At 24.2% G+C, this 17,563-nt stretch carries 27 protein-coding genes and 1 pseudogene; 19 read left to right on the top strand and 9 right to left on the bottom strand.

Translation table 4 applies throughout. The features are described from left to right. Window positions 1-137: 137 nt before the first annotated feature. A complete protein-coding gene (alaS, locus tag ACFEL4_RS06890) occupies window positions 138-2,864 on the bottom strand; it encodes an alanine--tRNA ligase (protein ID WP_375317150.1) in 2,727 nt (908 codons plus the stop codon). A 504-nt stretch (window positions 2,865-3,368) separates the two neighbouring features. Continuing rightward, window positions 3,369-4,130: an IS1595 family transposase gene (locus tag ACFEL4_RS06885; protein ID WP_375317149.1), complete on the bottom strand. Its 762-nt coding sequence runs from the start codon at window positions 4,128-4,130 to the stop codon at window positions 3,369-3,371. Between ACFEL4_RS06885 and ACFEL4_RS06880 the strand changes: the two genes are divergently transcribed. Continuing rightward, the gene (locus ACFEL4_RS06880) at window positions 4,111-4,236 is read left to right on the top strand and encodes a hypothetical protein (RefSeq protein ID WP_375317148.1); all 126 of its coding nucleotides are present in this window, start codon (window positions 4,111-4,113) and stop codon (window positions 4,234-4,236) included. The genes ACFEL4_RS06885 and ACFEL4_RS06880 overlap by 20 nt on opposite strands. A gap of 734 nt (window positions 4,237-4,970) precedes the next feature. Further along, a complete protein-coding gene (locus tag ACFEL4_RS06875; RefSeq protein WP_375317147.1) occupies window positions 4,971-5,180 on the top strand; it encodes a hypothetical protein in 210 nt (69 codons plus the stop codon). Window positions 5,181-5,963: 783 nt separating this feature from the next. Here ACFEL4_RS06875 and ACFEL4_RS06870 read toward each other — a convergent pair. Beyond that, a complete protein-coding gene (locus tag ACFEL4_RS06870; protein WP_375317146.1) occupies window positions 5,964-6,329 on the bottom strand; it encodes an IS1595 family transposase in 366 nt (121 codons plus the stop codon). Continuing rightward, window positions 6,224-6,694, bottom strand: coding sequence for a hypothetical protein (locus tag ACFEL4_RS06865; protein WP_375317145.1), 471 nt, complete (start codon window positions 6,692-6,694; stop codon window positions 6,224-6,226). Before ACFEL4_RS06865 ends, ACFEL4_RS06870 begins: the two co-directional genes overlap by 106 nt. A gap of 64 nt (window positions 6,695-6,758) precedes the next feature. On the opposite strand from ACFEL4_RS06865, the gene ACFEL4_RS06860 reads away from it, so the two are divergent. The 7 genes from ACFEL4_RS06860 (at window position 6,759) to ACFEL4_RS06830 (ending at window position 10,364) form a co-directional block, all read left to right on the top strand. Then, window positions 6,759-6,935, top strand: coding sequence for a hypothetical protein (locus tag ACFEL4_RS06860; protein WP_375317144.1), 177 nt, complete (start codon window positions 6,759-6,761; stop codon window positions 6,933-6,935). Then, a complete protein-coding gene (locus ACFEL4_RS06855; RefSeq protein ID WP_375317143.1) occupies window positions 6,922-7,092 on the top strand; it encodes a hypothetical protein in 171 nt (56 codons plus the stop codon). Before ACFEL4_RS06860 ends, ACFEL4_RS06855 begins: the two co-directional genes overlap by 14 nt. A gap of 6 nt (window positions 7,093-7,098) precedes the next feature. Next, window positions 7,099-7,302 carry a hypothetical protein gene (locus ACFEL4_RS06850; protein ID WP_375316826.1) on the top strand — a complete coding sequence of 68 codons (204 nt, stop codon included), beginning with the start codon at window positions 7,099-7,101 and terminating at the stop codon, window positions 7,300-7,302. Between the two features lie 15 nt (window positions 7,303-7,317). Further along, entirely contained in the window at window positions 7,318-8,100 is a 783-nt protein-coding gene (locus ACFEL4_RS06845) for a recombinase RecT (RefSeq protein WP_308149493.1), read from the top strand. 192 nt (window positions 8,101-8,292) lie between these two features. Continuing rightward, on the top strand, window positions 8,293-8,808 hold the full coding sequence (locus ACFEL4_RS06840) for a hypothetical protein (protein WP_375317142.1): 516 nt from the start codon (window positions 8,293-8,295) through the stop codon (window positions 8,806-8,808). A gap of 474 nt (window positions 8,809-9,282) precedes the next feature. After that, window positions 9,283-9,540 carry a hypothetical protein gene (locus ACFEL4_RS06835; RefSeq protein WP_375317141.1) on the top strand — a complete coding sequence of 86 codons (258 nt, stop codon included), beginning with the start codon at window positions 9,283-9,285 and terminating at the stop codon, window positions 9,538-9,540. Between the two features lie 2 nt (window positions 9,541-9,542). Further along, window positions 9,543-10,364: a hypothetical protein gene (locus ACFEL4_RS06830; protein WP_375317140.1), complete on the top strand. Its 822-nt coding sequence runs from the start codon at window positions 9,543-9,545 to the stop codon at window positions 10,362-10,364. 27 nt (window positions 10,365-10,391) lie between these two features. Here ACFEL4_RS06830 and ACFEL4_RS06825 read toward each other — a convergent pair whose 3' ends face one another. Further along, the gene (locus ACFEL4_RS06825) at window positions 10,392-10,580 is read right to left on the bottom strand and encodes a hypothetical protein (RefSeq protein ID WP_375317139.1); all 189 of its coding nucleotides are present in this window, start codon (window positions 10,578-10,580) and stop codon (window positions 10,392-10,394) included. Between the two features lie 552 nt (window positions 10,581-11,132). On the opposite strand from ACFEL4_RS06825, the gene ACFEL4_RS06820 reads away from it, so the two are divergent. The 6 genes from ACFEL4_RS06820 to ACFEL4_RS06795 all read left to right on the top strand — a co-directional run bounded on the left by ACFEL4_RS06820 (window position 11,133) and on the right by ACFEL4_RS06795 (window position 13,271). After that, window positions 11,133-11,765 (top strand): hypothetical protein, encoded by a 633-nt coding sequence (locus ACFEL4_RS06820; protein ID WP_375317138.1) that lies wholly within the window; start codon window positions 11,133-11,135, stop codon window positions 11,763-11,765. Beyond that, the gene (locus ACFEL4_RS06815) at window positions 11,765-11,890 is read left to right on the top strand and encodes a hypothetical protein (RefSeq protein ID WP_375317137.1); all 126 of its coding nucleotides are present in this window, start codon (window positions 11,765-11,767) and stop codon (window positions 11,888-11,890) included. Before ACFEL4_RS06820 ends, ACFEL4_RS06815 begins: the two co-directional genes overlap by 1 nt. A 255-nt stretch (window positions 11,891-12,145) precedes the next feature. Next, window positions 12,146-12,286 carry a hypothetical protein gene (locus tag ACFEL4_RS06810; RefSeq protein ID WP_375317136.1) on the top strand — a complete coding sequence of 47 codons (141 nt, stop codon included), beginning with the start codon at window positions 12,146-12,148 and terminating at the stop codon, window positions 12,284-12,286. Between the two features lie 68 nt (window positions 12,287-12,354). Next, a complete protein-coding gene (locus tag ACFEL4_RS06805; RefSeq protein ID WP_375316817.1) occupies window positions 12,355-12,612 on the top strand; it encodes a hypothetical protein in 258 nt (85 codons plus the stop codon). A gap of 15 nt (window positions 12,613-12,627) precedes the next feature. Further along, the gene (locus ACFEL4_RS06800; RefSeq protein WP_375316816.1) at window positions 12,628-12,789 is read left to right on the top strand and encodes a hypothetical protein; all 162 of its coding nucleotides are present in this window, start codon (window positions 12,628-12,630) and stop codon (window positions 12,787-12,789) included. A gap of 107 nt (window positions 12,790-12,896) precedes the next feature. Then, entirely contained in the window at window positions 12,897-13,271 is a 375-nt protein-coding gene (locus tag ACFEL4_RS06795) for a hypothetical protein (RefSeq protein WP_375317135.1), read from the top strand. A 370-nt stretch (window positions 13,272-13,641) separates the two neighbouring features. On the opposite strand, the gene ACFEL4_RS06790 is transcribed toward ACFEL4_RS06795, so the two are convergent. Then, window positions 13,642-14,028 (bottom strand): hypothetical protein, encoded by a 387-nt coding sequence (locus tag ACFEL4_RS06790; RefSeq protein WP_375317134.1) that lies wholly within the window; start codon window positions 14,026-14,028, stop codon window positions 13,642-13,644. Here ACFEL4_RS06790 and ACFEL4_RS06785 point away from each other — a divergent pair. The 3 genes and pseudogenes from ACFEL4_RS06785 to ACFEL4_RS06775 all read left to right on the top strand — a co-directional run. After that, entirely contained in the window at window positions 14,028-14,438 is a 411-nt protein-coding gene (locus ACFEL4_RS06785) for a hypothetical protein (protein ID WP_375317133.1), read from the top strand. The two genes, ACFEL4_RS06790 and ACFEL4_RS06785, sit on opposite strands and share 1 nt — an antisense overlap. Next, window positions 14,410-14,847: an IS1595 family transposase gene (locus ACFEL4_RS06780; protein WP_375317132.1), complete on the top strand. Its 438-nt coding sequence runs from the start codon at window positions 14,410-14,412 to the stop codon at window positions 14,845-14,847. The genes ACFEL4_RS06785 and ACFEL4_RS06780 overlap by 29 nt, the downstream gene beginning before the upstream one ends. A gap of 85 nt (window positions 14,848-14,932) precedes the next feature. Continuing rightward, window positions 14,933-15,178 (top strand): annotated as a pseudogene (locus ACFEL4_RS06775) (alanine--tRNA ligase-related protein); the annotation flags it as partial. Window positions 15,179-15,815: 637 nt separating this feature from the next. On the opposite strand, the gene ACFEL4_RS06770 reads toward ACFEL4_RS06775, so the two are convergent. The 3 genes from ACFEL4_RS06770 to ACFEL4_RS06760 form a co-directional block, all read right to left on the bottom strand. Further along, window positions 15,816-16,439, bottom strand: coding sequence for a hypothetical protein (locus tag ACFEL4_RS06770; protein ID WP_375317131.1), 624 nt, complete (start codon window positions 16,437-16,439; stop codon window positions 15,816-15,818). Next, window positions 16,411-16,710, bottom strand: a complete 300-nt coding sequence (locus ACFEL4_RS06765; protein WP_375317130.1) for a hypothetical protein — start codon at window positions 16,708-16,710, stop codon at window positions 16,411-16,413. Before ACFEL4_RS06765 ends, ACFEL4_RS06770 begins: the two co-directional genes overlap by 29 nt. 85 nt (window positions 16,711-16,795) lie before the next feature. Beyond that, a complete protein-coding gene (locus tag ACFEL4_RS06760) occupies window positions 16,796-16,990 on the bottom strand; it encodes a hypothetical protein (RefSeq protein WP_375317129.1) in 195 nt (64 codons plus the stop codon). Between the two features lie 253 nt (window positions 16,991-17,243). Here ACFEL4_RS06760 and ACFEL4_RS06755 point away from each other — a divergent pair, with 253 nt between their 5' ends. Then, entirely contained in the window at window positions 17,244-17,402 is a 159-nt protein-coding gene (locus ACFEL4_RS06755; protein ID WP_375317128.1) for a hypothetical protein, read from the top strand. The last annotated feature ends 161 nt before the right edge of the window (window positions 17,403-17,563 follow it).

The raw sequence follows: 17,563 nt of genomic DNA, 5'->3' as shown, positions 1-17,563 counted from the left end.
AAAAACGCAAAAATATGTGATACATACTTTGCGTTTATTATAGTTATATACTATTAAATTATAATGTTTTTATGGTCAATAATTAAGAATATTTAGTCTTATAAATGGGTGAGAATCACAAGAGGATAATTTCCTTATTAAACAAATAGTAACATGATTTCATTATCAGTAATAGTTTTATTAATTTTACCTTGTCCTAAAATTGGTGAACCACCACCCTTACCATCATAGGCTTGCAAAATTTTTTGTAAAATTACATTACTATGATATTGTTTATTACTATGTAATTCTTTACTTGATGCCACTAAGATTAAACTTTCTTGCTCATTATTTTTATTAATAAAAATAATGATAATATTTTGGTACTGATTACGATAATGTTCCATTAATTCACGTAGTGTTTTAATATCTAAACCATTAAAATTAGCAATTAACAATTGATATTGTTCTTTAATTACTGGTACTAAATTTAAATGTTGTTTTAAAACCATAGTTCGTTGTAATTCTTGATTATTAATTTGTCACTTTTTAAATAAACTTTGAAGTTCACTAATTAATAATTTACCATTTCGTCAATCACTAAGGCAAGGTTGTAGTTTACTAATAGTTTTAGCAATGCCTTCAATTTTTAAATCTTGATTAGTATTATTTTTTAGATTTTGATATTGATTAAATCAATTAGCACTTTCTGCTTGCATTGTTAATAATTGTTTACTTAAATATTCACTAATAGTTTGATGTGATGTTAAAGCATGGACACGATATGAACCAGAACCCTTTGATTCAATACTAGTAATTAATAACTGTTCTACTTCTTTCGTATTATGACAGTGTGTTCCTCCACAAAGTTCAATTGAAAAATCACCAAATTTAATCACACGCACTGTTTTATCATATTTTTCACCAAAAAATGCTAATGCTCCTAGTTTAATTGCTTCATCATAAGGACAATGAATAACTTCACATTCGGTTTTACTTTTAATTCAAGTTGCGACTTGTGTTTCAATCTGTTCTTGTTGTTCAGGAGTAATGTTTTCATAATGACTAAAATCTAATCGTAAATATTGGTAGTTATTAAAACTTCCTGATTGCATAACGTGTTGTCCTAATACTTTTCGTAGTGCAGCATGTAGTAAATGTGTTCCAGAATGATTTTTACGAATATCCAAGCGATGATTACTATCAATTGATGCTACTACTAAATCAGTAGTTGTTAGTGTCCCTGTTACTGTTACTTGATGGATATGTTGCTTTTGTGGTCCTTGTTGGACATCACTAACATAGGCACTACCATTAACACCTTTAATGACTCCATCATCGGCTGCTTGTCCACCTTTTTCAGCATAAAAAGGTGTTTCTTGTAAAATTAGAAATCCAGTTTCATCTGTTAACTTTGTTACTTCTTTTTCATCTTTAAACATAAAATTAATATTAGTTTTAGTCTGGTCTTGAGTATAACCAATAAAAGTAGAATCAACTTTTAAATTAGTTAATAATGGAGATTGAAATGTCAATGCTTGATGGTGAGAGCGTGCTTTTCTAGTATTATCTTTACTATTTGCTAACAGTTTTTCAAAGCCTTGTAAGTCAACAGTAGCATGCATTTCTTGCGCCATTTCTAAAGTTAATTCAATTGGGTAACCGTAAGTATCAAATAGTTTAAAAGCACTAACTGCATCTACTTTTTTCTGAGTTTTAATAACTTGTAACAACAACTGTTTGCCTGTACTTAATGTTGTTCAAAACTTAAGTTCTTCACTTTTAATAATAGTAGTTACTAAATCAACTTTATCATGTAATTCATAGTAGTGAAAACCCATTACTTTAACAATTACTGGTACTAGTTTGAATAAAAATGGTTCATTAATACCTAACTTTTGACCGTAAACAACTGCTCGTCTAATTAATCGTCTTAATACATAACCACGGTCTTTACTACTTGGAAAGACACCATCACTAATAGCAAAAACTAAGCATCGAATATGGTCAGCAATAATTTTAAAAGCAGTATTAATGGTTTTTTGTTGTGATTCATTAGTAAAATAATTATTAATATCATACCGAGTATTTGTTAGTTTTTCACAACTATGAATAATAGTTTGAAATAAGTCAGTATCAAAGTTAGTAGGAACATCTTGTAAAATAGCTACTAGTCTTTCTAAACCAGCGCCGGTATCAATATTTCTGCGTGGTAAGTCAGAATAATTGTTTTTACCATCATTATTAAATTGTGAAAAAACAATATTTCAAATTTCAATATAACGATCATTTTCCATATCGTCTTGTAATAGTTTAATACCGATATTTTTTTCATCATATTTAATACCACGATCATAATAAATTTCAGTATTAGGGCCACATGGACCTTGTCCCATATCTCAAAAATTAGTAGCTCTTGTTCCTTTAATAATATGGTCTTGTGGTAATTTAATAATATTTAATCATAAATAATATGTTTCATGGTCTTCACTAAAAACTGTTACATAAAGTAAATTAGGGTCTAAGTTTAATCATTTTTCACTTGTTAAGAACTCTCATCCTCAAGTAATAGCTTCCACTTTAAAATAATCACCGATTGAAAAATTACCTAGCATTTCAAAAAAAGTCTGATGTCGTGCTGTAATTCCAATATTTTCAATATCATTAGTTCTAATGGCTTTTTGTGAGTTAACTAGTCGATTTGCAACTGGAGTACTACGACCATCAAAATATGGTTTTAAAGTAGCAACTCCTGAGTTAATTCATAATAATGATGGGTCATCATTAGGAACTAGTGAAGCACTTGCTAAAACATGGTGGTCATACTTTTTAAAAAAATTTAGTCATGTTGTTCTTACTTTATCTGTTGTTCATTTTGTATTCATAATTTTCTCCTGAAAATAATAAAAAACGTTCCTTATTATTTAGGAACGTTTAATTTTGAACGCGGTACCATCCTAATTCATTTATTAACTTAATAATAAATGCTCTTAATTGTTTATTAAATATGAAAAATTAGGAGCTTCCCATTAATTTTAGTTAAGTGCTTACACTGTCCACTCTCGCTGTTATATAACTAATGATAATAATGGTACTTATCTAATTTAATATTAATATTTTACATATTAATTTCTGTACTAATATTATCTACAAATTATAAATATTGCAAGTAAAACTATTAAAAAGGAATAATAAAAACAAGGGTATAAACAGCATTTTTAACATCTATCAAATAAAAAATCAAAGGCTTTTCTCCCTTTATGTACTATTTTTAAATTTTATCACATAAATGCTGAGAAAAGCCTATCTACGGACTTCTCCCCACATTTTTAAATTAAACATAGCATTACAGTTTCAAAACTAGGTATGTTATTGAATTTATATGCAGCTTATTTTGCATATAAATGAATATGATGTTTTGCAACTTTGATATGTGTTTTAAATGTTCTTCGTATATGTTTTCATACTGACTCAATTTGGTTGGTATTTACACCAGTTTTTGAAACATAGCCATCTTGATGGTTAACTGTTTCATGCTTAGTGAAAACCGATTTCAAAGCGCGATATCCTTTTCAAGAATCAGTATGTACATCACACTTTGAAGAAATGTGGTTTATTGCAAACTGCAAAAGATTTTTACTGTTTGCGTTTTTCAATACTTTCACAATCAGATTGTTGGTTGTTTTTTCATAAATACCAACAATCAAGGTTTTGTTCAACAAGGATCTTCCTTGTTTTTTAAAACCCATATGTGAAAGATACATTTCATCCATTTGCACTATGCCCTCAACAATGAATTGAGGTTCTTGTTTAGCAATGGCACTTCGGATTTTATGACCCATTCTTCAAGCTGTTTTCAAGGTCACTCCCAATTCTTTTGCAACATCAGTTGATGGAATTCCATGTTTGGTGTTTATTCATCTAAAGATGAGATAAAACCAAGATATTAAAGGTGTTTGTGACTTTGAAAATATAGTGCCCGTGAGAATACTGAATGTTTGATGACATTTCAAACATCTCATTTTTCTTAAATTAGAAGTATTCAAATTAAAACTAGAACACCTAATACATTTGCTTTGTTTCAAACTTGCTATATATGCAAGACATTGTTTTTCAGTTTGAAAAGTATTATTGAACTCATTAAATTTCATTGTTTCCTCCACAAGTACATGTGGGGAGAAGTCCGAAATCAAATTTATACTTATAAAAATATTAATATATGATAAAATTTTAATACTACTTGATGAATTGAAATAAAATTTTAAATAACCACAAGAAAGAGGAATAGTAAAATGAGTGAACACGACATCCTGAATTGAATAGGTGCTGTTGCTAGTGTTAGTATACTTGTTTTTCTATTATTATTTTTAATAATAGTATTTTCATTAAACTATAAGAATAAAAGTAAAGTTAAAAAAACACTTTGTTCAAATGATTTTAATAAACTTATAGGAACATAAAAACAACTAACAATAGGTATAGAGAAATATTTTCAAGAAATTTTTATAAAAGATGTCGATAGCCTTTGTGGGCGCATAACTTTAACTCATAGATTAAAACTAACAAGAACGATATAACTATCGTTCTTTTTTTGTTAAGAATTAAATCAACTGTCATAGAAGTCAAATTGTGAGTACGAAATGTAAATACTTCTATATCAGGATAAAAGCGTGATTTTAAAATATTAATAGAATTGTTAAATTATCTAATTGAGATTGATTTATATTAGCGCATAGGAAATAGTTTAACCATAAACCCTGTTTTATTTCTATTTTTAAATCATTACACATAAAGGGGGTTATATATTACATACATACCTTATCAATTATATATTAACATAAATTAAATAATTAGTAATATATATTTAATTTATTTAGGTCTTGTCACCACTAGTGAACAAGAACCGCAAACATATACGTATTAATATATTAACCTTTATGCTGTAGGCAACGTTCAATATTAAAAAATAATTAATAAAGGAGAAAAATAACATGAAATATACTTATTTATTAAAATATAAAGTTAATTATACTCATGAAACAAAATATAAAGTATTTACTAAAATTGAAAATGCTATTAATTTTCATAAAAATTATAAACATCCTATATTAAATGATAATACTTATGAAAGAATAGTTACTACAAAAGCATTTATTACAAATTATGAAATATTAGTAATGGAATTAGATATAAATATTTAAAAGGAGAATATATATGTATTTATGAAAATAAAATCTTGAATATAAAAAAACTTATTTAAATAATATTATTACTAATAGTTGTGATATTTGTCGTAAAAAATCATCTATAAATAATAGAACATGTAATAAATGTTTTAAAAGGTTAAGTAATTATGAATAATTTAATTTTTAAAAAGATACACATCAATATTTTTTAGAAGATAAAGAATTAATATCAGTTTCTAGAATTATTGATAATTATTTAGGTTTTGGTTATAGTCATATATCACCAGAAGTTTTAAAAAATGCTGCAGTTCGTGGTAAATGAGTTCATAAACTTAATGAATTATATTTAATTAATATTAATAAAGAAAATATTATTAATGATTTATTAAAAAAATTAAAACCTTTAACAAATGAAATAAATTATTCTTATTGTGAAAAATCATTAATATTTTTAAAAGAAAAATTTAAAGATAAAAATAATTTTGAATTTATTATTGAAAAACCAATTAGTCATAATAATATTGCAGGAACACCAGATTTAGTTTATTTAGATAAATTACAAAATAAGTATTATTTAGTTGATTATAAAACTTATGCTTGTATTGATAAAGATAAATTAAAAAGAATTAAATTACAATTAACTGCTTATTATTGAATATTACAAAATAATGGTATAAGTCTATTTAATAAGGCTTTTCTCCCTTTATGTACTATTTTTAAATTTTATCACATAAATGCTGAGAAAAGCCTATCTACGGACTTCTCCCCACATTTTTAAATTAAACATAGCATTACAGTTTAAAAACTAGGTATGTTATTGAATTTATATGCAGCTTCTTTTGCATATAAATGAATATGATGTTTTGCAACTTTGATATGTGTTTTAAATGTTCTTCGTATATGTTTTCATACTGACTCAATTTGGTTGGTATTTACACCAGTTTTTGAAACATAGCCATCTTGATGGTTAACTGTTTCATGCTTAGTGAAAACCGATTTCAAATCGCGATATCCTTTTCAAGAATCAGTATGTACATCACACTTTGAAGAAATGTGGTTTATTGCAAACTGCAAAAGATTTTTACTGTTTGCGTTTTTCAATACTTTCACAATCAGATTGTTGGTTGTTTTTTCATAAATACCAACAATCAAGGTTTTGTTCAACAAGGATCTTCCTTGTTTTTTAAACCCATATGTGAAAGATACATTTCATCCATTTGCACTATGCCCTCGACAATGAATTGAGGTTCTTGTTTAGCAATGGCACTTCGGATTTTATGACCCATTCTTCAAGCTGTTTTCAAGGTCACTCCCAATTCTTTTGCAACATCAGTTGATGGAATTCCATGTTTGGTGTTTATTCATCTAAAGATGAGATAAAACCAAGATATTAAAGGTGTTTGTGACTTTGAAAATATAGTGCCCGTGAGAATACTGAATGTTTGATGACATTTCAAACATCTCATTTTTCTTAAATTAGAAGTATTCAAATTAAAACTAGAACACCTAATACATTTGCTTTGTTTCAAACTTGCTATATATGCAAGACATTGTTTTTCAGTTTTAAAGTATTATTGAACTCATTCAATTTCATTGTTTCCTCCACAAGTACATGTGGGGAGAAGTCCGTTTAATAAAACTTATGTATATTTAACAAATAAAAATGAACAAAAAGAAATAGAAATTGAAATAACAAATGAATTATTAATTGAATGATTTAATGCAAAAACAAAATATTTTAAAGGAGAAATTAAAAATGAAAATGAATAATTTAAATAAAGAAGAAATAGAACAAATTAAAGAAAAAATTAAATATTTAAATGAATTATTAGAATATGCGCAGGATGAAGTAATTGAATTTGAAATTAGAAAACAAATTAAATATGAATTAAGTTTATTAAAAACAAGGATAAATAAATATGAATAGAAAAGAATGATAAAAATGATTACTGAAAAAACAATTAAAGAAAAAACTATTTATTCTTGTAATTCAATTGAATTTGATAAATTACCTAAAAAATTAGATAGTAATCTAAATAATTGAATTATTATTAATAGTCATTTAGTTATTAATCTAAATAAAAATATTGAAGTACATTTAGATAATAGATTTAAAAAATTTAAAAAATGAAAGTAGAAGGAGAAATAGAAAATGACTAATAATTTAAGTAATATTAATAAAAATCAATTAACTATTGAACAATGATTTACTAATAAAAATCAAGGGAGTATTATTAATGAAAAAGAAATACAAAGATTTAAAAGTAATGTATTAGCAATTAAAAATAATTTAGGTTTAGTAAATGCTAATTTAGGAACTATATTAGAAAGTTGTTATCAAGCAACATTATTAAATTTACCATTAGAAAAAAACTTTGGTTATTGTTGAGTTGTACCTTTTAAAGGTAAAGCACAATTTCAAATGGGTTATAAAGGTTATATTCAATTAGCATTAAGAAGTCAACAATATAAAGAAATTAATGTTAGTGATGTAAGACTTGGTGAAATTAAAAAAATAGATAGATTAAAAGGTATTAAATTTACTTGAATACAAAATGAATTAGAACGTTTAAAAGCACCAGTAATTGGTTATGTTGCTTATTTTAAATTAAAAAATGGTTATGAAAAATATTTATATATGAGTAAAGAAGAAATAGAAAATCATTTTAATACTTATAGTGAAACTTATAAAAAAAATAAAAAATTTATTGTTAGTAGTTTTGAAGCAATGGCACTTAAAACTGTACTAACTCAATTATTAAGAAAATGGGGCATTATGTCAGTTGAATTACAAACTGCTTATGAAAATGACCAAGCAGTTATTACTGAAACTGAAAAAATATATATTGATAATCCAAATACTAATACAAATTATGAAGAAGTATTAAATAAATTAAATGAAGAAGAACAATTAATAGAAAATTTTGAAATTTAATTATGAATAAAGAAAAATTACTTAAATTATTAATGAAAATTTGAATTGTGCTTATACATCATTATTTGATGAATTAAATATTTTATTAGAAAAAATAGAAAATGGAGAATTTGATAATGAATAATCAACAAATAAGAATTACTTGTGAGTATTGTAAAGAAAAAGTTAATAAATGATTTACAATTTATAAAAATGATAATTGCGAAAGTGATTACATTAGAATATGTGATTATTGTTACACATATGGAAAGAAGCATTAATATGACTAATTATTTACTTTCAGTAGACCCAAGTATGAAAAATACTGGATTTACTTTATGAGATGTTAAATGATGTCATGGTGGATGTGGTAAAGAAATATGTCATCACCATACACCAATATTAATTAGTAGTTGTAGTTTTAAAAAAAATTATATTGATAATTTTTATAGAGATATGCATTATGTTATATATGGTACTTTAGAATTAAAAAATGAATTAACTAATTCTAAAAATAATTTAGATTTAGTTATTGAACGTGGTACTTTTCATAGTAAAAATGGTATTGGTTATGAAACTAAAGAACATTTACGTGGTTTTATTGCTGGACAATTTAATAAATTAATAACAAAAGATATGTTAATAAGTCCAAGTGAATGAAAAAAATGATATGTAAAAAAATCATTTAGTCAATTTGAAAAAAACTTTATATGAATAAAAAATACTTAAATACATTTAGCAAATGAATTAATAATTAAACAAGGTTGAAATATAAAAATATCAAATCATGATGAAGCAGATAGTTTATTAATTGGTTGATATTATTTAAATAAGGAAGTGAAATAAAATGACAGTATATTGATGTAATGAATGCGAAATTGCCTATTGTAATGAATAACTATGGTAATAAATGTGAATGTTACCAATGTCTATTAAACATAAAATGGGAGAAGGAGAATAAATAATGCAAAAATATTTATTTATTTGTTCTTGTGATAATGTTTATCTTAGTTTATGAAGAGCAATGTTACATCAAAATTTTCATAAAAGTAAAATTACAGTTTATTTAATAATTTAATAAGAAAAAATTTATAAAAGGAGTAAAAAATGAAAATTAAATGAAAGAAAATGGGTTATAAAAAATTACATAAACATAAATTAAAAATTGAAAGAAATAAAAGAAGAGAAAATAAGGAGTAAATAATGAGAAATATTAAACTTGAATGATTTTATAGTGAAGAAAGTCCAAAAATTATTAAATGTCCTACAGTAGAATTATTAAAAAATAAAGAAGATGCTTTATGTTATTTATTAGCATTACATTTATATCCAAAATTTTATCAACAAGATATTTATTATTCATGAATATTAGAAAATAATCAAACTGGATATTTAATTATTTGTGGTAATAATAGAGATACTATTGGACATATGAAATTTAAATTTATAAAAGGAGAATAAAAATGGAAACAAATAATTATACATTAACTAAATTAATAAGAACTGGAATTAGTCCAATTTCAGCAATGATAGGTACAAGTGCTTATTATGGTAAAATAATAGATAATCCATTATTAGGTTCAATTAATAGTTTATTATTTGGTAAAAAATTAGGTTTTGATATATGAAATTTAAATCAAAGACCTTCTGCTAAAACTAAACTAATTAATAGTTCTAAAAAAATATTATTAGGTTTAGGAACAATTGGGTTAGCAAATTATGCAAAATTTACTAATACAAATATCAATCCAAATCCAACTGAAAATCCAATAACTACAACAACAGTAGACCCATTTCCACCAGATTTATTATTAAGTACTACTAATACTACTGATAATAATTTAATGGATTGAGATACTTATATTTCATTAAATGCTTATGGTATTTCAAATCTTATAGCAGGAATTACTGAATTAATACCTAATAGATTTGAAACTATTCGTAAAGTAGCAAATATGGCAAATGGTGGATGTTTAATATCAACTGGTGTTGCTATTGGTATTAATAATGGTTTTGATAATGCAAGTGCTATTCCTACTATTATTGCTGGTGCAAGTGAAATTACACATAGTTTATTACCGATAGAAACAAATCATGATAGAGAAATGCAAGAAACATCATTTACTAATGAAACAGCAAGATTAATTAATAATGATATTGATAATAGATTTACCATCAATAGCGAAACAAGTAGTCAATATGGTAGTGATAATATGAGTGAAGTACCATTAAACAATGCTGATAATCATTCATTAAATTGAGATTATAATCACATGAGTTTATAAATAAAAATGCCTTTAATAGGCATTTTTTTAATTATTAACAGTATTTAATTTTTCTAATTTTTGTCTTAATTTTAATTCTTTTTTATCTTTTTTAGACATTTTAATTTTATTTTGTTTATCTTTTAAATGTGATTTAAGAGTATGATGTCCACCTAATATTACACCAATAGCCATTAAACAATCACCAATAATTTGTAAAATTTCATGTATTCCCATTTTTATCACCACCTTTCTAAATATGATAATGATAGATTATTAAAAATAATTTTAAGTATATTAGGTATTTTGATTAGTTGTTCATTTGTTGGTTTAATGTTGTTTATGATTTATAAAGTTATATTAATAGTTAATAAAGTATTATAGAAAGGTAAATTATTATGAAAATATTTAAAAGAAAAGAAAAACTAACTGAAAATGATAATACAAAGTTATTTAGTTTAAGTAAAGAAAAAAACAATACATGATTCTATATTAGATTTTTTTGGATTTAATAGTTTTAATCATGAAACTCATTTTACTGATTTTGTAGCAGAAAATAATGCTAATTTATATAATGCACCATTAGAAATTAATAACGAAAATTGGGCGTATCAAGTTAATAGTTAGATTTAATAAGAACTTAAATGAGAGATAATACTCTCATTTTTAATTGTTAAACAATTATAATTAATTATTTTGATAAATCTGTACTTTATTAAAGTAGCAAAAAAAGATAAACAATTAATGAAAATAGTAAAAAGACTAAGTTTAAAGTAAGGAGAAATAATTATGAATAAATACTTACTTTCAGTAGACCCAAGTATGAAAAATACTGGGTTTACATTATGAGAAAAAAATATAAGTAAAGATTGAAAAAAAATTCAAGATAATACACCATATGAATATTGAAAACCAATATTAATAGAAAGTTATAGTTTTAATAAGAAAAGTGAAGTTAATTCTATTATTACAAATAATTTTAATGATTTAATTAATGATTTTATTTTTTCAATGTTAACTGTTAAAAAAAATACTTTTTTACAACAAAGTGATATTGATAATATACTTAGTAAATTAACTTTAATTATTGAACGTGGTATATTTAATCCAAAAATGGGTCGTGGTAAAGAAACTTTAGACCATTTAAGAGGTTTTATTGCTGGACAATTTAATAAATCATTAACAAAAGATATGTTAATAAGTCCAAGTGAATGAAAAAGTGGATGAAGTAAAAGTATTAATGAAGATATTATTAAGTTTGATTGAATAGGAATTGGTCCACGTGCTTGAGATAAAGAATTATCATTAGAAATAGCAAATTGATTAATTAAACAAAATAATTGAAATATAGAAATTCATGACCATGACCAAGCAGAAAGTTTATTAATTGGTTGATATTATATAAATAAGGAGAATAAATAATGATTCGTTATTACTGTAATAAAAAAGCAAGTATTAAATTAAATAATAGAAAATTAAAAGATAAAGATACTAAATTTGAAATGTATTTATGTAATAAATGTTGAAATAATAAAGATTTTGATTAATAGGAGAATAAATAATGAAAAAATATTTATTTATTTGTTCTTGTGATAATGTTTATCTTAGTTTATGAAGAGCAATGTTACATCAAAATTTTCATAAAAGTAAAATTACAGTTTATTTAATAATTTAATAAGAAAAAAATTATAAAAGGAGTAAAAAATGAAAATTAAATGAAAGAAAATGGGTTATAAAAAATTACATAAACATAAATTAAAAATTGAAAGAAATAAAAGAAGAGAAAATAAGGAGAATAATTAATGCAAAAGCCAAAACAAGAAAAAGTATTATTAAAATGTATTGTTAAAGATTGTAATAAAAAAGTATTAATTAAATTACAATCTACAGATTTAGAAAATACTTCTATTCAATTTTTTAAAATGTGTAAAAACATCAATTAGATTTTAATAATAAAGTAAAAGAAATAAAAGAATATTATGATAATAAAATAAAAATTAAGGAGTAAATAATGATAAATTGTACAATAGATGAATTTTTAAATAAATGAAAAAAAGAAAAATATTATAATGTAAGTGTTGGTCATTTTTCAGTTGAACAAGATTTTACTTTAAATTTTAAACAATTACATATTGATAAAAATAATATTGAAGAATTTAAAGAATTGATAAATGATTATGAAATAAATGTAAGAATGTGAAATATAAAAGAAAGATGTAAACAATGTCATCATCATAATTCTCAAATAGAAATTGATGAAGAAGAATAAAATAAGGAGTAAATAATGAATAAAGAAATAGAACAACAAATTAAAGAATTTACTAATCAAATAAATATTAAATTAACTAACACTGAACAAGAAGTATTAAATATAATTATTAATAATTATATAAATATTAGTAAACATTTAATTGACATAAGTGAAAAACATAAAAAAGAACATTAATAATTAAATTATACATATTTAATAAATATTTATGATATAAAAATAATATAAACTTAATAATAGTTTTTAACTTATTACTTTATTTTTAAAGTAAATGAGTTTTTATTTTGAAAGGAGAATTTATGGATAAATTACAAGCACAAATTAAAGCATTAGAAAAAGAGATTGAAATAAAAAATAAAATGATCCTCTTTACTGAGAAAAAAAATAATATTGAAATTAATAAAAAAAATCCAGATAGTAAATTTCTAAAATTTTATAATAATGAAATTGAAAAATATCAAAAAGAAATTTGTGAAATTTATAATGAACTTTATAAATTATGAGAAGAAGAAAATAAATGTAATTTAAATATTTCAGACCAAGTACATGAAGATAAATCAAGTCCATTATTACAAGAACATATATTAAATATAAATAATGAAGAAAATTTATTAAATGCAAATAATCATTCTAATGATAGTCGTTGTACTATTTTATAAATAAAAAAAGTTACCTTAATTGGTAACTTTTTAATTAGATTGGGTGGGAATAGTATTTTGTTTAGATTTTAAGTAAATTATTGTTAATATTAATGAAAAAAATATACTAAATGATAAAAGTACAATTGAAATATAAAATTGTACTATAAAACCAATATAATTATTATAATTAGGTTTTTGATTTACACCATATGACGCATATTTTCATGAAAAAGACATTATTAAAACCCGATAGCAAGACCAAAAGAATAAAATATGGAGGATTTAATGTATTTTTTATTAATTGATTTTATTTTAGTCATTTTATTTTCTCCAAATTAATATTTATTTTTATTTTATTATATCAAACTATCTGGGATTTAACACTATTTTAGATATAATTAATTATACTTCTTGATAAAGAAGTATAAAAATCAGTGTGTCCATATGGTTTATCATGCCAAACCAGTTGGATTTGATTTGTTATAGGGAACATTTGTATTTTTCATTTAAATTCTTTAGTTGAATTATCATAAAAATCTAAATAAGTATGTTTGATATCATTAACATTTGTTGAAAAATTATATCCTCACATATAACCATATAATTCATCACTAGAAATTTCATATAAATTATTAATATTACTTGGAATAGCAGATATTGTAGCTTTGCCTTTATATGATTTTAATTGTACTATTGATTGACTATCATCTTTAATTTCATAATTTTCAAATATTTTTAACGGACTTCTCCCCACATGTACTTGTGGAGGAAACAATGAAATTGAATGAGTTCAATAATACTTTTCAAACTGAAAAACAATATCTTGCATATATAGCAAGTTTGAAACAAAGCAAATGTATTAGGTGTTCTACTTTTAATTTGAATACTTCTAATTTAAGAAAAATGATATGTTTGAAATGTCATCAAACATTCAGTATTCTCACGGGCACTATATTTTCAAAGTCACAAACACCTTTAATATCTTGGTTTTATCTCATCTTTAGATGAATAAACACCAAACATGGAATTCCATCAACTGATGTTGCAAAAGCATTGGGAGTGACCTTGAAAACAGCTTGAAGAATGGGTCATAAAATCCGAAGTGCCATTGCTAAACAAGAACCTCAATTCATTGTTGAGGGCATAGTGCAAATGGATGAAATGTATCTTTCACATATGGGTTAAAAAACAAGGAAGATCCTTGTTGAACAAAACCTTGATTGTTGGTATTTATGAAAAAACAACCAACAATCTGATTGTGAAAGTATTGAAAAACGCAAACAGTAAAAATCTTTTGCAGTTTGCAATAAACCACATTTCTTCAAAGTGTGATGTACATACTGATTCTTGAAAAGGATATCGCGATTTGAAATCGGTTTTCACTAAGCATGAAACAGTTAACCATCAAGATGGCTATGTTTCAAAAACTGGTGTAAATACCAACCAAATTGAGTCAGTATGAAAACATATACGAAGAACATTTAAAACACATATCAAAGTTGCAAAACATCATATTCATTTATATGCCAAAGAAGCTGCATATAAATTCAATAACATACCTAGTTTTGAAACTGTAATGCTATGTTTAATTTAAAAATGTGGGAAGAAGTCCGTAGATAGGCTTTTCTCAGCATTTATGTGATAAAATTAAAAATAGTACATAAAGGGAGAAAAGCCTTATTAAATTACCACAAGACCATATTATTAAAGGAACAAGAGCTACTAATTTTTGAGATATAGGACAAGGTCCATGTGGCCCTAATACTGAAATTTATTATGATCGTGGTATTAAATATGATGAAAAAAATATTGGTATTAAACTATTACAAGACGATATGGAAAATAATCGTTATATTGAAATTTGAAATATTGTTTTTTCACAATTTAATAATGATGGTAAAAACAATTATTCTGATATAAGTAAGTGCTTTTCTGGTTGAAACCAATACTTGCAACCAGAAAAAGAAGAATTTATAAAAGATAGCCTTGTAATTATTAGCGATACTGCTATTTCTGCTAGAATTAATAGTTCATTTTATCTTCTTGCCAAAACCATAATTAAAATTGATCATCATCCAGTGACTGATTTATATGGTAAATTAAACTGAATTGATGAAAAATCATCATCAGCATCACAAATGATTGCCATGTTAAGTTCTCATTTAATTAGATATGGATATTACAACGACAGGTTCCCATAGTTCTGTAATAGCCTAAAAATAGATTCATGCCTTCTATATACCGAATGCCACCTACCCAATAAACAAGTTTCCGGTAGATTTATCCCAGACTAGGCAGAAATATTCTGGTTTTGACATTGTTTTAAAGCTTACGATACTTCATCAAAGGTTCACTTGCGTTCATCTTTCTATTTAACACCTGACACTTTCAATTAGTACCTTTTCCATAACGCTCATAACCTTGGCTCTTTACCAACGCTACTTATGGTGGTGAACCTACTCTTGTAAGTCGATTCAAGGGTTCTACCCTCATCTACTACATAGCTTCGCTATGGCACACTCTGACTTTTTACTTTTTTCGTTTTCTATGGTTCTAAAATTGTTAGTTTAATAATAACATAATATTCTCTGCTGGAATTTGTTTTGTCCTAATTTTAATATCTTTGTTATTTTTATAAGCAATATACTCTTCCATACAAACAATAAAATCTTCAATTGTTTCAAAACTATTACCATAAAATTCAATTAACTCTTTTTTAAATCAACGGTTTAAGAATTCATTAGTTTGATTGCCTTTAAATTGAGATAACGAACTTGAATTTTTAGCATTCATTTCTTGTTCAATGAATTCTGAAACTTCACTACTTAATCCACCAGTTCCTCTATCACGTTGAACTATAAATTCAACATCTTTTAAGTTTAATTCATCAATTTTTGCTTTACATTTTTCTAAAACTGTCATAATATTTTTTTTAGTTTCAGTAGGAATAATTGAAAATCCAAGAATATAATTTGAGTTTCAATTAATGAAAAATATTATCGTAAATTTCTTTAAAACATTACTAATTAACAACTTTAACATAGTACCATCAAAACCAATAACAGGAATTATTTTTTCCTCTTTGTACTCTTTAGTTAAATAAGAAAAATTTGATTCTTCAGTAGGTTTATTATCAGAGTTATATTTTTTAGGTTTTCTAAATTGTGTTAGTAATGTTATTTTCAATAAAAATTTGTTTAATAGGATAATAAGAAGCGGGTATTTCTTTACTCCTTAAAGCAATTAATAGTTTTGGAATGCTTAAAAAACTTTTGCCAACGTTTTTACCCACAGTTGACGTTAGTGCTAATTTAAGAATTTCTTCTTTAATTCTTGAGCTAAAGGGATTGATTTTGATTGGGGTTTTGCTACCATGGTCATTACCCTTTAATTTTGAAAGCGTAGATTTGGTAATAGATAAGTATTTAAGCATGGTTTTTTGTTTAATTTTACCCATAAATTCGAGATATAATTTTTGTATTCTAATTTTATTTTGTAACTTAATTTTCTTAAATTTAAAGTAGTTTTAAGATCATGATTAACTATTCCTTGTTCTTGTCGGGTTTCAATCATGATCGTATGCGCTTTTTTATAAATTCATTATTCACCTTTAAGTTTTGAACTTCTTTTCTAAGTTCTTTATTCTCTTCTTCTAATACTTTAATTCTTGCTAATTTTTTATCATCAGAAATTTTAGAAGAAATTATTTTTCCTGGTTGTAATATTTCATATTTCATATTATTGTAGCTAACCATCTTAGTTCATGTGTAGGTTGTAAGTGTGTTTAGTTACATCTAAACCTAAATCTATAAATATTTTTTTACCTTCTTGTTTGTCTTCAAGGTATCGTTTCACGACTTCTTTTTTAATTTCGTAGGTGTATTTCATTTTAGCATCAAATCATTTTCTATAATTTTACAACATAGAACATGGATTTTGAAAAAAGTTAAAAGTTGTAAATTATCCCCAAATTAGGAGAAGAATTTTTTATTGTTAAAAACTGGTCGAAAATCTTTAAGTTCTATGACTGAACAAAAACGAGAAATAGAATTATTAAATAAACAAGTTAAAAAACTAAAATTGGAGAATGAAATTTTAAAAAAGTTCAATGCTTATATCAAGAAAATAACCAACAAAAAATCAAAATAATTACTGATTTTGTTGCTAAGAATAAAAATTATTCAAAAGAACTAATTATTAAACATCTTGATATAAGTCGAGTAATTCTTTATAGGTGAATTGATAAGTAATCTTAATTTAACCAAGAAAGTTTCATCAATTAAAAAAATGACCAAATTTGGTCATTTTTT

The sequence above is a fragment of the Spiroplasma endosymbiont of Virgichneumon dumeticola genome (assembly GCF_964264745.1).
Classification (GTDB): domain Bacteria; phylum Bacillota_I; class Bacilli_A; order Mycoplasmatales; family VBWQ01; genus Spiroplasma_E.
Note: the sequence above shows the minus strand (reverse complement) of the source record. Positions and strands in the feature narration are given on the sequence as shown.